This is a genomic window from Nonomuraea thailandensis (assembly GCF_024172165.1).
Lineage (GTDB): Bacteria > Actinomycetota > Actinomycetes > Streptosporangiales > Streptosporangiaceae > Nonomuraea > Nonomuraea thailandensis.
The window spans coordinates 2,315,613-2,328,589 of sequence record NZ_JAMZEB010000002.1 but is presented as its reverse complement, the minus strand read 5'-3'; the positions used below and the strand labels follow the sequence as shown (position 1 = coordinate 2,328,589).

The 12,977-nt window shown below is 72.6% G+C and carries 12 protein-coding genes; 5 read left to right on the top strand and 7 right to left on the bottom strand.

The genetic code is table 11. The annotated features are described in order from the left end of the window. Positions 1–39 precede the first annotated feature (39 nt). The 4 genes from HD597_RS14610 (at position 40) to HD597_RS14600 (ending at position 6,898) form a co-directional block, all read left to right on the top strand. Positions 40–2,007, top strand: coding sequence for an elongation factor G (locus HD597_RS14610; RefSeq protein ID WP_253742652.1), 1,968 nt, complete (start codon positions 40–42; stop codon positions 2,005–2,007). A 112-nt stretch (positions 2,008–2,119) separates the two neighbouring features. Beyond that, positions 2,120–2,242, top strand: a complete 123-nt coding sequence (locus HD597_RS64440; protein ID WP_276082910.1) for a hypothetical protein — start codon at positions 2,120–2,122, stop codon at positions 2,240–2,242. Positions 2,243–2,326: 84 nt separating this feature from the next. Next, entirely contained in the window at positions 2,327–5,449 is a 3,123-nt protein-coding gene (locus tag HD597_RS14605; protein ID WP_253742651.1) for a S41 family peptidase, read from the top strand. Between the two features lie 162 nt (positions 5,450–5,611). Further along, positions 5,612–6,898, top strand: coding sequence for a glycosyltransferase family 4 protein (locus HD597_RS14600; RefSeq protein WP_253742649.1), 1,287 nt, complete (start codon positions 5,612–5,614; stop codon positions 6,896–6,898). Positions 6,899–6,919: 21 nt separating this feature from the next. Here HD597_RS14600 and HD597_RS14595 read toward each other — a convergent pair whose 3' ends face one another. From HD597_RS14595 to HD597_RS14570, 6 genes are all read right to left on the bottom strand, one after another. After that, positions 6,920–7,840, bottom strand: a complete 921-nt coding sequence (locus HD597_RS14595) for a S1C family serine protease (RefSeq protein ID WP_253742648.1) — start codon at positions 7,838–7,840, stop codon at positions 6,920–6,922. A 39-nt stretch (positions 7,841–7,879) separates the two neighbouring features. Continuing rightward, positions 7,880–8,923 (bottom strand): class I SAM-dependent methyltransferase, encoded by a 1,044-nt coding sequence (locus HD597_RS14590; protein ID WP_253742646.1) that lies wholly within the window; start codon positions 8,921–8,923, stop codon positions 7,880–7,882. Further along, positions 8,920–9,741 carry a class I SAM-dependent methyltransferase gene (locus HD597_RS14585; RefSeq protein WP_253742644.1) on the bottom strand — a complete coding sequence of 274 codons (822 nt, stop codon included), beginning with the start codon at positions 9,739–9,741 and terminating at the stop codon, positions 8,920–8,922. Before HD597_RS14585 ends, HD597_RS14590 begins: the two co-directional genes overlap by 4 nt. A gap of 78 nt (positions 9,742–9,819) precedes the next feature. Further along, complete coding sequence (locus HD597_RS14580; RefSeq protein ID WP_253742642.1) at positions 9,820–10,422, bottom strand: hypothetical protein; 603 nt, start codon at positions 10,420–10,422, stop codon at positions 9,820–9,822. A gap of 23 nt (positions 10,423–10,445) precedes the next feature. Continuing rightward, complete coding sequence (gene crcB, locus HD597_RS14575) at positions 10,446–10,802, bottom strand: fluoride efflux transporter CrcB (protein WP_253742641.1); 357 nt, start codon at positions 10,800–10,802, stop codon at positions 10,446–10,448. Next, complete coding sequence (locus HD597_RS14570) at positions 10,799–11,266, bottom strand: fluoride efflux transporter FluC (RefSeq protein WP_253742640.1); 468 nt, start codon at positions 11,264–11,266, stop codon at positions 10,799–10,801. The genes crcB and HD597_RS14570 overlap by 4 nt, the downstream gene beginning before the upstream one ends. A gap of 72 nt (positions 11,267–11,338) precedes the next feature. Here HD597_RS14570 and HD597_RS14565 point away from each other — a divergent pair, with 72 nt between their 5' ends. Then, a complete protein-coding gene (locus tag HD597_RS14565) occupies positions 11,339–12,052 on the top strand; it encodes an HNH endonuclease family protein (RefSeq protein WP_253742639.1) in 714 nt (237 codons plus the stop codon). Here the strand turns inward: HD597_RS14565 and HD597_RS14560 are convergent. Beyond that, positions 12,049–12,912, bottom strand: coding sequence for a GDSL-type esterase/lipase family protein (locus HD597_RS14560; protein ID WP_253742638.1), 864 nt, complete (start codon positions 12,910–12,912; stop codon positions 12,049–12,051). The genes HD597_RS14565 and HD597_RS14560 overlap by 4 nt on opposite strands. Positions 12,913–12,977 lie beyond the last annotated feature (65 nt).

Below are 12,977 nucleotides of genomic sequence, written 5' to 3'. Positions count from 1 at the left end.
CCCAGCACGACATCGGCACGAGAGTTTCCCGAGGGCTCCTTGATCAAGCACGTCCTGAACATCGGCATCCTCGCGCACGTAGACGCGGGAAAGACCAGCCTCACTGAGCGGCTCCTGTTCGAGACCGGCGTCATCGACCGGCTCGGCAGCGTGGACGCGGGCAACACCCAGACCGACAGTGGCGAGATCGAACGCCGCCGCGGCATCACCATCCGCACCGCCGTGGCCTCCTTCGCCCTGGGCGACCTGCGGGTCAACCTGGTGGACACCCCCGGCCACGCCGACTTCGTGGCCGAGGTCGAGCGCGCGCTCGGCGTCCTGGACGGCGCCGTGCTGGTGCTGTCGGCCGTCGAAGGGGTGCAGCCGCACACCCGGGTCCTGATGCGGACCCTGCGCAGGTTGCGCCTGCCCACCCTGATCTTCGTGAACAAGATCGACCGGGCGGGGGCGCGGGAACAGGACCTGCTCGCCGACATCCGGCGCCGGCTCTCGCCGTCGTGCGTCCCGCTCAACACCGTTGACGGCCTCGGCGGCCGGGCGGCCGTCACCCGGCCCGTCGCCGGCCCGTACGAGGCCGCCGAGGTGCTGGCGGAGCGGGACGACGAGCTGCTGGAGCTGCTCGTCGACGGCAAGGCCCCCGATCAGGGGACGGTACGCGCGGCGCTGGCACGGCAGTGCGGCGACGGTGTGGCGTTTCCGGTGCTGTTCGGCTCGGCGATCACCGGGCAAGGGCTGCCCGAGCTGCTCGACGGCATCGCCGAGCTCTTCCCCGCCGTGCCGCGGGTGGCGGAGGAGGGGCCGGCGACGGGCACGGTGTTCGCCATCGAGCGGGCCGCCTCCGGGGAGAAGGTGGCCTATGCGCGGATCCGGTCCGGAACCCTGCGGGTGCGGGAACCGCTGACCTTCTACCGCGGGCAACGGCACAGCGGTGCTGACGGTCTCCGTCCGAGCGACGGCGCGGGGACACGAGGCGGCGGGAGCGGGCACGGCGGCGCGACCACGCACAGCGGCGGGAGCGGGGATGCCGGCCATGGGTACGAGGCCCGCCTGACCGCGCTGTCGGTCGCCGGCGCCGCCGGCGAGGCCCACGCCGTGGCCGGTGACATCGTCAGATTGTGGGGCGTGCCGGAGATCCGGGTCGGCGATCACCTGGGTGAGCCGGGGCCGGCGGGACAGGCGTACTTCACCCCGCCCGGCCTCGAGACCGTGGTCCGCCCGCGGGTCCCCGGCCAGGAGCCACGCCTGCACGCCGCGCTCCTCGCGCTGGCCGAGCAGGACCCGCTGATCGGCACCCGCACCCTGCCCGGCGGCGACACCTCGGTCCTGCTCTACGGCGAGGTGCAGAAGGAGGTCATCGGCGAGACCCTGGCCAGGGACTTCGGCGTGGAGGCGGGCTTCGAGCCGAGCCGCCCGGTGTACTTCGAACGCCCGGCGGGCACCGGTGAGGCGGCCGAGGAGATCCAGCGGCAGGGCCGCAACGACTTCATGGCCACCGTCGGGTTGCGGGTCGAGCCCGCCCCCAGGGGGTCGGGGATCGCCTACCGGCTGGAGGTCGATCTCGGGTCGTTGCCGGCCGCCTTCCACCGGGCGATCGAGGAGAGCGTGCGCCTGGCCCTGCGCGAGGGGCCGCGCGGCTGGCCGGTGACCGACGTGCTGGTGACGCTGACCAGGACCGGTTACTCCTCGCCGGTGACCGTGGCGGCCGACTTCCGCGGGCGCGCCCGGGTGGTGCTGGCGCGGGCGCTGCGCCGGGCGGGCACGGTCGTGTACGAGCCGTGCCACCGCTTCGAGGCGGAGGTGCCGCTGGACGCGTTCGGCCCGGTCACGGCGCAACTGGCCGGGCTGGGCGGGGAGCTGCGGGAGGCGCGCAGGGACGGCGAGGGCTGGGTGCTGGAGGGCGAGATCCCGGCGGCGATGGTCCATGAGGTAGAGCGGCGCCTGCCCGGCTTGTCGCACGGCGAGGGCGTGTGGTGGTCAGAGCCGGCGGGTGACCGGCAACTCAGATGAACCGCCACTTCGGGATGATAGTGGCGGTATGTCGGATTTCTCCGCTGAATGGGTATTAAGTGGCTTGGTGTACCAATCAGGTGCATCTCATCCGTTACAGGGGGGATTTTCGATGGCTGACACGAAGAAGAAACCCGCTTCCAAGTCCGGCAAGTCCAAGAAGCAGGCCATCAAGACCAGCAGGCAGGCCAAGGAGACGAAGCGGGAAGGCCGGAAGACCACCGACGAGAGCTGAGGCATCGGCCGCCCGACGGTGATGTGATCGGACGGCCGCGGCCCGCCAAGCGCCCCGGCTGTCCGATCGACCAGTGGAGCTGCCATGTCGGCATACCTGCGCTTCCCCGCCGTCTTCCAGGACGTGGTGGTCTTCGCCGCCGAGGACGACCTGTGGATGGTCTCCGCACACGGCGGGCGGGCCTTCCGGCTGACCGCCGGCCAGGCCGAGGCCGGTTATCCGCGCATCTCGCCGCGTGGCGACCAGCTCGCGTTCGTCGGGCGCGAGGAGGGCCCCGAAGAGGTGTACGTGATGCCGTCCGGCGGCGGCGCGGCCCGCAGGGTGACCTTCCACGGCGCCCGCTGCACGGTGACCGGATGGGACCCGGAGGGCCGCATCCTGTACGCCAGCGACCAGTCCCAGCCGTTCGAGGGCCGCAAGTGGCTGCACCGGGTGGCGCCGGGCGGGGTGCCGGAGCGGCTGCCGTACGGGCCGGCGAACTCGATCGCGTACGGACCGCAGAACATGATCGTGCTGGGCCGCAACACGGCGGACCCGGCGCGGTGGAAGCGTTACCGCGGCGGCACCGTCGGCGACCTGTGGATCGACCCGAGCGGCGACGGCGAGTTCAGGCGGCTGATCAGGCTGCCGGGCAATCTGGCCTCGCCGTCCTGGTGTGACGACCGGGTGTGCTTCATCTCCGACCACGAGGGCGTCGGCAACGTCTACTCGTGCACCCCAGACGGCCAGGACCTGCGCAAGCACACCCACCACGACGACTACTACGCGCGCAACCTGTCCGGCGACGGCCACCGGCTGGTCTACCACGCGGGCGCGGACCTCTACCTGCTGGAGCCGGGCGAGCGGGCGCGCCGGCTGGACGTGCGGCTGGCCAGCTCCAGGACGCAGCGCAACCGCAGGTTCGTCGAGGCGGCCGACTACCTCGACAGCGCCACGCTCAGCCCCGACGGCAGCGCGCTGGCGATCACGGCGCGCGGCAAGGCGTACGCGATGGCGAACTGGGAGGGCCCGGTACGCCAGCACGGCTCCCCCGACGGCGTCCGCTACCGCTTCCTGACCTGGCTGAACGACGGCGTGCGGCTCATCGCGGCCGCCAGCGACGACGGCGACGAGGAGAAGCTGGTCGTGCTGGAGGGCGGCGAGGGCGGCCCCGGCACCGAGGTGGCCCGGCTGGGCCGGATCAACGAGCTGGTGCCCGACCCCGCCCACGACCGGATCGCGGTCGTCAACCACCGCCACGAGCTGCACCTGCTCGACCTGGAGACCGGGCGCTCGGAGCTGGTGGAGGCGAACCCGCACGGGCCGCCCGAGGATCCCGCCTGGTCGCACGACGGCCTGTGGCTGGCGTACGCGAGCCCCCTCAACGCCCAGACCACCGCGATCAAGCTGTACCGCCCGGAGACGGGCCGGTCGGCGCAGGCCAGCGAGCCGGTGCTCAAGGACTCGATGCCGGCCTTCGACCCCCTGGGCAGGTATCTGTACTTCATCGGCCAGCGCGCCTTCTCCCCCGTCTACGACCAGCTCCAGTTCGACCTGGGTTTCCCGCTGGGCACCCGCCCGTACGCGGTGACGCTGCGCGCGGACGTGCCGGACCCGTTCGTGCCCCGGCCCCGCCCCCTGGAGGAGAAGGACGACGACGAGGACGAGGAGGAGGAGGGGGACGAGGAGCCGCTGCGCGTGGACGTGGACGGCCTGGCCCGCAGGGTCACCGCGTTCCCGCTGCCGGAGGGCCGCTACGAGCAGGTGGCGGGGCTGAAGGACAAGGCGCTGATCCTGACCAGCCCGCTGCACGGGGACGACACGCTGCACCTGTTCGACTTCGCCAAGGGCGAGAGCGAGACGTTCGCCGACGGGGTGAGCGCGTTCGAGCTGGGACGCGACCACAGGACGCTGCTGTACCGGGCGGGTGGCCGGCTGCGCGTGGTGAAGGCGGGCGAGGTGCCGGGCGAGGAGGAGACGCCCGGGCGGCAGAGCGGCTGGGTCGACCTGTCGCGCATCAAGGTGTCGGTCTGCCCGGAGGCCGAGTGGCGGCAGATGTTCAGGGAGGCGTGGCGGCTGCAGCGGGAGAACTTCTGGACCGAGGACATGGCGGGCGTGGACTGGCCGGCCGTGTACGACCGGTACCGGCCGCTGGTGGAGCGGGTGACGACCCGGGGCGAGTTCTCCGACCTGCTGTGGGAGCTGCACGGCGAGCTGGCCACCAGCCACGCGTACGAGAGCGGCGGCGAGTACCGCCCCGGCCCGGACTACAGCCAGGGCAAGCTCGGCGTGGACTGGCGGCTGCGCGACGGCGTCTACCACATCGCCGCCGTCGTGACGGGCGACCCGTGGGACCCGGACGCCACCTCGCCGCTCAACCGGGTCGGGCTGGACGTGCGTACGGGCGACGCCGTCCTGGCCATCAACGGCGCCCCGATCGGAGCGGCGACCGCCACCCCGAACGAGCGCCTGGTCAACCAGGCCGGCGAGGAGGTCGAGCTGACGCTGCGGCGCGAGGAGCGTGTCTTCACCGTCACCGTGCGGGCCCTGGCCGACGAGCAGCCCGCCCGTTACCGCGACTGGGTGAACCTCAACCGCGCCCAGTGCCACCAGCGCTCCGGCGGCCGGATCGGCTACCTGCACGTGCCGGACATGGGGCCCGACGGGTTCGGGGAGTTCCACCGGGGCTTCCTGTCCGAGTACGACCGGCACGCGCTCATCGTGGACGTGCGTTTCAACGGCGGCGGCCACGTCTCGTCGCTGCTGCTGCAGAAGCTGGCCAGGCGGCGGCTCGGCTACGACTACCCGCGGTGGGGCGACCCGGAGCCGTACCCGCCGGAGTCGCCGCGCGGCCCGCTGGTGGCGGTCACGAACGAGTGGGCGGGCTCCGACGGCGACATCTTCAGCCACACCTTCAAGCTGCTGAGGCTGGGCCCGCTGGTCGGCAGGCGCACGTGGGGCGGCGTGATCGGCATCTGGCCGCGGCACACGCTGGCCGACGGGACGGTGACCACGCAGCCGGAGTTCTCCTTCGCCTTCGACGATGTGGGCTGGCAGGTGGAGAACTACGGCACCGATCCCGACATCGAGGTGGACATCACCCCGCAGGATTACGCCAGAGGCGTGGACACGCAGCTCGAGCGGGCCATCGACGTCGCGCTGGAGCTGCTGGCCGAGCGTCCGCCGCATACTCCCGATCCCCGGCACAGACCGCGCATGCAACCTTAATGACCTTTATGGCGTCTAAAGATCATAGGTGGGGAAAGTGCATCGGGGATGAACAGAGTGCACTCCGCCGACGGAGAGATGTTGGGCCGGTGGTGAGGTAACCGTTCTCACCACCGGCCACGTGTGTTGGGACTGCTTCCGCGACTAAGGGGGATTTCTCAGGTGCGCGCACTGGCACGCAAGGGCAAGTCGGCGATGCGGCGGCTCTATCGGGGATACAACCGGCGCAAGGCGAGCAGCGCGCCGCCGCCCTCGACGCAGCGGGTGAGCATCCTGCTCCTGCACGCGTACGGGATGGGCGGGACGATCAGGACCGTGTTCAACCTGGCCAGTTATCTGGCCGAGCGGCACGACGTGGAGATCGTCAGCATTCTGAAGGAGGCGGAGGAGCCGTTCTTCCCCATCGACCCGCGCGTGAAGTTCCGCTTCCTGGACGACCGGCTCAACCCGGGGCACGACCCCGTCCGCGCGATGTTGTCGAAGATGCCGAGCAGGCTCATCCCGAAGGAGGAGTCGGCCTACCACCGCTTCAACCTGTGGACCGACCTCAGGCTGGCCCGCTTCATCCGCTCACTCGACACCGGCGTGCTGATGGCCACCCGCCCGGGGCTCAACCTGGCGATGGCCCAGTTAGCCCCGCCCGGCGTGATCACGATCGGGCAGGAGCACGTGGCCCTGCGCACGCAGCCGGAGCCCGTCCAGGAGCTGATCAAGTGGCGGTACCGCCGCCTGGACGCGCTGGTCACCCTCACCAAGGCCGACCTGCGCGACTACCGCGAGACGCTGCCGAAGAAGCCGCGCAAGCTGGCGCGCATCCCCAACGCCGTGCCGCCGATGACGGGCGAGGTGTCCAAGCTCGACAGCAAGGTGGCCGTGGCGGTCGGCAGGATGACCCGGATCAAGGGCTTCCACCGGCTGGTCACCGCCTGGGAGACGGTCGCCGCCGCGCACCCCGACTGGAAGCTGCGCATCTACGGCGCCGGGCCGCAGGAGGACAACCTGCGCCGGCAGATCGCCGAGGCGGGGCTCGAGGGCAAGGTCGAGCTGCCGGGGCCGACCACCGACGTGGGCGCGGAGCTGGAGAAGGCGTCCATCTACGTGCTCAGCTCGCGGCACGAGGGCTTCCCCATGACGATCCTGGAGGCGATGGCCAAGGGGCTGGCCATCGTCAGCTTCAACAGCCCGCACGGGCCCAAGGAAATGATCACGCACGAGGCGGACGGGCTGCTGGTCAAGCCGCGCACCAATGCCAACCTCGCCGAGTCGATCATCAGGGTCATCGAGGACGAGCCGCTGCGCCGCGGTCTGGCCGCGCGGGCGCTGGAGACGGCCCGCACGTACGACGTGGACGTCATCGGCCGGCAGTGGGACGCGTTGCTGGCCGATCTGCTGGCCCGCCGCGACGCCAAGGCCCGCCCGGCCGCCGCGCCCGAGCCGCCGTGCCCCTAGGGACCCGGCAGCGGGGAGCCGTCACACCCCCGTGCCGGTGAGCTCCACCGGCTCGGCGATGACGTCCACGAGCGCGCCGTTGCGATGGACGGTGATGGGCAGCGGCCGCCCGATCGCCTCGGCGAACATCAGCCGCTGCAGGCTCTGCGCGTCACCCACCGGGTTGCGCCCGGCGCTGAGCACCAGGTCGCCGGCGCGCAGCCCGGCCCGGTGCGCGGGCGAGCCGGGCACCACCTCGACCACGCGCAGCGCCCCGCTCTGCCCGGTGCGGCGCCGCAGCTCCTCGGGCAGCGGCGCCGGCGAGGTCACCAGCCCGAGGAACGCCCGGCGGACCCGGCCGTCCCTGATCAGGGCCGCGATGATGGAGCGGGTCGTGCCGTTCATCGGCACGGCCAGGCCCACCCCGATCCCGGCCACCGCCGTGTTGATCCCGACCACCCGCGCCCGGGAGTCGGCCAGCGCCCCGCCGGAGTTGCCGGGGTTGAGCGCCGCGTCGGTCTGGATGACGTCCTCGATCAGCCGCATGCTGGAGCCGCTGCGCGCCGGCAGCGACCGCCCGAGCCCGGACACCACTCCGGCCGTGACCGACCCGGTCAGCCCGAGCGGGTTCCCCACGGCCACGACGAGCTGCCCGACCACGAGGCCGTCGCTGTCGCCCAGCTCGGCGGGCGGCGGCGTGGCCGCCTGCGCCCTGACCACGGCCAGGTCCGACAGCGGGTCCCGCCCGATCACCTGGAAGTCGCCGGACGAGCCGTCGGCGAACGCCACGGTGCCCGACCGGGCGGAGCCGAGCACGTGCGCGTTCGTCAGCAGGAACCCGTCGGCGGTGAACACCACCGCGGATCCGCTGCCCTCGCGGGTCCGCACGCTCGCCACCTTCGGCAGCAGCTCGGCCGCCACGGACGACACGACCTGGGAGTAGGCGTCGAGGGGGTCCGCCATGGAGTCCTCCAGATGATTACTTACTTACACATTAACTCCTCATGGCCGCGCCTCGTAGACGATGTTGAACGGGGTCTCCGCCACCCGGCGGAACCGGCTGAACCCGGCCTCGGCCGTCAGCCGCCGCACCGGCTCCTCTCCTGCCTGGGCGCCGAGGGCGTAGCCGCCCTCCTGGGACAGCGCGTTGGGCACGCACAGGAACGTCGAGAACGCGTAGTAGGCGCGGCCCACCGGGTTCATGTTCTCGCTCAGCGACCGCCCCGCCGCGGGCTCGACGATCATCCAGGTGCCGTCGTCGGAAAGCCGGCCGCGCACCTGCCGCGCCGCGCCGAGCGGGTCCCCCATGTCGTGCAGCGCGTCGAACGTGGTCACCAGGTCGTACGGCCCGCCGCCGAAGTTCTGCGCGCTGCCCACCCGGAACTCGACCCGGTCGCCGAGCCCGAGGGCCTCCGCCCGCTCGCGGGCGTGCTCGACGGAGGCCCCGTGGTAGTCCCACCCGACGAACTCCGAGGCCGGGAAGGCCCGCGCCATGAGCGTGGTGGACGCGCCGTGCCCGCATCCGATGTCGGCGACCCGGATCCCGGCGCGCAGCCCGCCTTCCACGCCCTCGAGCGCGGGCAGCCAGGCGCTGACGAGGTTGGCGGTGTACCCGAACCGGAAGAAGCGCTCGCAGCCGGAGAACACGTCCGCGTCGTGCTCGTGCCAGCCGACCCCCTTCCCCGTGCGGAACGCCTCGGTGATCCGCGGCTCCGCCTTCAGCGCGCCGAGGGCGAGCTGGAAGCCGCCCAGCACCGGACCGTCCGGGTCGGTGAGCGCGTACGCCTGCTCCTCGGACAGGGAGTAGCGGCCCGACGCGGCGTCGTACTCGACGTAGCCGCCGGCAGCCTGCACGCGCAGCCACTCCTCGACGTAACGCGGGGCCGTGCCCGTGCGGTCGGCCAGCTCCTGCGGCAGTTGCGGCTTCTCGGCCAGTGCCCGGTAGAGGCCGAGCCTGTCGCCGATCACGACGCTGCCGGCCGCCATGGTGGCGCCGACGTCGTTGACGAACTTGCCGAGGAACTCCATGAGTCGTGCTTCGTTCATGGCGATGATCTCTCTCTGTGTGTTGAGTGACGGACGGTGCCACGGACGGCCCACGCTCCGGCCGTCAACGGGATGGAGCCGTCCGGAGCGGCGGGCAGGCGGGCGCGCAACGACTCCCGCAGGGCACGCCGGTGTTCCTCGCTGAGGGACGCGACGTACCCGGGCGCCGGTCCCTGGCCACCGAGGAACGGCCGCCAGTAGTCGTCGTACCCGGAGAACGCGGTGACCGTCCGGATGGCCCGGACGGTCACGCCGTCGAGCCCGGCCCGCGTCCACAGGGCGCGCAGGCCGTCGGGCCGGCACAGCGGGAACCGGCGTGCCTCGTCCAGGCCGGCCGCGGCCGGGTCGAGCGCGATGGCGGCGTCCCAGAAGTGCCGGATCATCGCCATCCCGCCCGCGTAGTCCCACACGTAGGCGGCGACGGTGCCGCCCCGCGCGGCGACCCTGACCTGCTCGGCCACGGCGAGCCCCGGGTCGGGGACGAAGTTGAGCGCCAGCCCGCTGACCACGGCGTCGAACCGGCCGGCCGGCACGGGCAGCGCCCGCATGTCGCCGCCGCGGAAGCCGGCGCGGGAGTCGGTGACGCGGGCCCGGGCGCCGGCCAGGAACCCCTCCGAGGTGTCCACGCCGAGGACCTCGGCGGGCTGCGCCACCTCGAGGATCGCCGCGGTCAGAGCTCCCGTGCCGCACCCCGCGTCCAGCCAGCGCGCGCCGCCGGGCACGCCCAGCCCGCGCACGAAGCCCTTCGCGACACGGCGGCTCCACCGGCCGACGTACGCCTCGTAGGCGTCGCCGGCGGACCAGACCTCAGCGACCATCACGCCTCCCTTTCCCAGGGGGCGTGACATTCCGTTCCATCGCGGGCTCCGGAGGATGCCCGCGGCGGCGGCCTCCCGCTAGAGCAGCGCCGTCACGCTGCGGGCGACGGCCTGGGCGGCCCGCCAGGTCAGCTCGGCGTGGGCCGCGAGCGCCTGGGCGGTGATGACGAGCGCGTGACCGCCGCCGAAGGGCACCAGGTGGTGGGACTGGCGCCAGCTCTCCCCTTCGTGCCGGTAGGCGAGGTCCACCGACTCCAGCCCGGGGTCCTGCCGCTGGGACAGCATGGTCTGGCCGGGCCCCGCCAGCTCGACGAGCGGCGGGATGCGGTCGCGGGCCAGCGGGCCCTGCGGGTAGATGAGCGACTCGTCCGGCCCCCACAGGTAGAAGGGGGTGGAGTCGCCGGTCGGCGAGGACTCGATGGCGAAGTCGTCCGGCCAGATGACCGAGTAGTGCAAGGTCTCGATCCGCCAGACCTTCTCGCCGGGGCCGGGCAGCACCTCGACGACGTGCTCCACGGTGCGGGCGTCGGTCACGTCGACCGCCGCCGTGCGCGTCGCCTCGCCCGCGCCCTGGATGACGGTGACGACGCCGGGGGCGTCGGCGGAGCGCTCGAAGCCGTAGGGCCACCAGGGCACCAGGGTCACTCCGTGCCCCGACAGCCGCGCTAACACATGGCTCACGTGTCGTCCCCTCCCGCCGGCGATCATACTGCCTGGGCCAGCGCCGCCCCGCAGTAGGCCGCGCCCAGCCCCGCCACCACGCTCGCCACCGCGTTGGCGACCGCGTGGAAGCGGGCGCCCTCCTCCACCAGCCGCACCGTCTCGTACCCCAGGGTCGAGTACGTCGTCAGCGCCCCGCAGAATCCTGTACCCGCCAGCGCCCACACCGCACCCTCGACCGGCAGTGCGGCCAGGAAACCCAGCAGCGCCGACCCGGCGACGTTGACCGCCAGCGTGCCCCAGGGGAACACGGTGTCGTGGCGCGCCTGGACGGCCCGGTCCGCCAGGTAGCGCAGGGGCGCCCCCACCGCCGCCCCCAGCACGATGAGCAGCACCGTCACCGCGTGCCCGCCCCCGTCACGGCGGCGGCGACGCGCCGGGTCAGCCACATGCCCGCCACCACCGCCGCGAGCGCCGCGAGCATCGTGACGGCCAGGTAGACCAGCCCCGTCACCGGCGCGCCCGCGGCGACCGCCCGCTGCGCGTCCACCACGTACGTCGAGAACGTCGTGTACCCGCCCAGCACCCCCACGCCCAGGAACGGCCGCGTCAGCCGGTGGGCCGTCCGCACCTCGGTGATCACCACCATGAGCACCCCGATGAGCAGGCAGCCCGACACGTTGACCAGGAACGTCGCCCACGGGAAGTCCGCGGGGCCGTTCGGCAGCGCGGTCTGCGCGCCGTACCTGGCCAGGGCGCCGATCGCGCCGCCCGCCGCGATCGCGGCGATCACCGGCCAGTGCAGCTCGGCCCGCTGCGCCGGCACGTGCAGGTCGACGTCCGGATCGACGGGACGATCAGTCACACAACCCTCCCCGTGTCAGAACAGGCGATACCGGGAATTTCTCTAGACAACCTGGAGCTCATGGAGGCGTGCTTGAGCACCAAGGACGCGGTCGCGGTCCTCGCCGGAGCCATCATCGTCGTTTCCTTCATCGGCAGCGCCAAGACCCCGCCTGCCACGGCCGCCGGCCCTCTGGGCAACATCAGCGGCACTCTGCCGGGTCTGGCACCCATCATCTCCGACGCCGAGAAGGCCGAGGCGCGGGGGCTCATCAAGCGGCTGCGGGTGAAGGGGCTCGGCCCCAACACCGGCTACGCGCGCACCCGGTACGGGGAGAACTGGGCCGACAGCGCGACCGGGGTGCCGTACGCGCGCAACGGCTGCCGCACCCGTGACGACCTGCTGGCCCGCGACGGGCAGAACGTGCAGTTCAGAGCCGGGTCGAGCTGCGAGGTCGTGTCGATGGAGCTGACCGACCCCTACACCGGCCGGCTGATCCACTGGCACAAGGACAACGCCGACGAGGTGCAGGTCGACCACGTGGTGCCGCTGAACTACGGGTGGCGGATGGGCGCGCCGCGCTGGCCGATGTCCAAGCGGCTGGACTTCGCCAACGACCCGCTCAACCTGCTGCCCGTGGACGGCGCGGCCAACGAGCAGAAGGACGCCTCGGGGCCGGCGAGCTGGCTGCCGCCCCGGCGGGCCGTGCGGTGCGCCTACGTCACCCGGTGGGCCCAGGTGGCGCTCAAGTACGACATCCCGGTCACCTCCGCCGACAGGAAGACCATGCTCGCGCAGTGCCGCTAGCGGGGGTCGAGCCAGGTGAAGCCGCGCGCGTAGGTGCGCTCGGCCAGCACCCGCTGCCCGGCGGTGTTGGGGTGGAAGTAGTCCCACTTACTGACGTGGTCGAGGGTGAACGGGTAGGAGAACACCGCTCCCCCGTCGGTGCGGCAGTTGCGGCCGTAGGCGGCGCAGGCTCCGGCGGCGGCGCGGTTGTAGGCCTGCACGCGGGCCCGCACCCTGGCGCGGCGCTGGTCGTCGGCGCGCCGGGTCGAGGTGGGGGCGGCCAGCATGGACTGGCAGATACGGCCGGTCCCCCAGAACGTGCGGGCCAGCGCGTTGCCCTTGCCGACCTGCCACAACCGCCGCACGTCGGGGACGCTGGCGAAGAGCACCCTGGCTCCGGGCATGCCGGAGCGCAGCTCGGCCAGCGCCGCGTCCAGGCGCTGCCGGTAGGTGGCGACGGGGGTCATCGACTGCTCGGTACGGGTGCAGGCGTCCTGGGCGCCTATGAGAATCGTCACGTAGTCGGCCTTGGCCGCGATCGCCTTCCTCATCTGCCCGAGCAGGTCGGCGCTGGTGGCGCCGGGAGCGGCGAAGGTGAGGTTGTGCTTGTGGAGCGTTCCAGACAGCTCGGTGAGGCGGGAGTAGTGGCTGCTGACCTCGCCGCTGTCGCCGGTGGACCAGGAGCGGGCGGTGCAGGAGACGTACCAGCCGCAGGCGTTGAAGCCGGTGGAGATGGAGTCCCCGAGCGCGGCCATGACGCCGGGCACGGGCTGGGCGTTCCGCGCCGCGCGAACGGGCGGAGCGGCGGCGTGCGCGGGGAGCGTGCCCGAAGTGGTGAGCACGACGGCGGCGGCCAGGACGGGCCCCAGGCGAGCGATCATGAGCTCCAAGTTAGGGAGCCGATCAGCGGCCCACCATGACCTCGCGGCAAGGTCTGCCAGTTCAG

Bases quoted from the DNA above. Each gene is read 5' to 3' on its own strand.
- HD597_RS64440 (WP_276082910.1), top strand. From the start codon at position 2,120: ATGGCTGACACGAAGAAGAAACCCGCTTCCAAGTCCGGCAAGTCCAAG.
- HD597_RS14605 (WP_253742651.1), top strand. From the start codon at position 2,327: ATGTCGGCATACCTGCGCTTCCCCGCCGTCTTCCAGGACGTGGTGGTC.
- HD597_RS14595 (WP_253742648.1), bottom strand. From the start codon at position 7,840: ATGGCGGACCCCCTCGACGCCTACTCCCAGGTCGTGTCGTCCGTGGCG.
- HD597_RS14590 (WP_253742646.1), bottom strand. From the start codon at position 8,923: ATGAACGAAGCACGACTCATGGAGTTCCTCGGCAAGTTCGTCAACGAC.
- HD597_RS14585 (WP_253742644.1), bottom strand. From the start codon at position 9,741: ATGGTCGCTGAGGTCTGGTCCGCCGGCGACGCCTACGAGGCGTACGTC.
- HD597_RS14560 (WP_253742638.1), bottom strand. From the start codon at position 12,912: ATGATCGCTCGCCTGGGGCCCGTCCTGGCCGCCGCCGTCGTGCTCACC.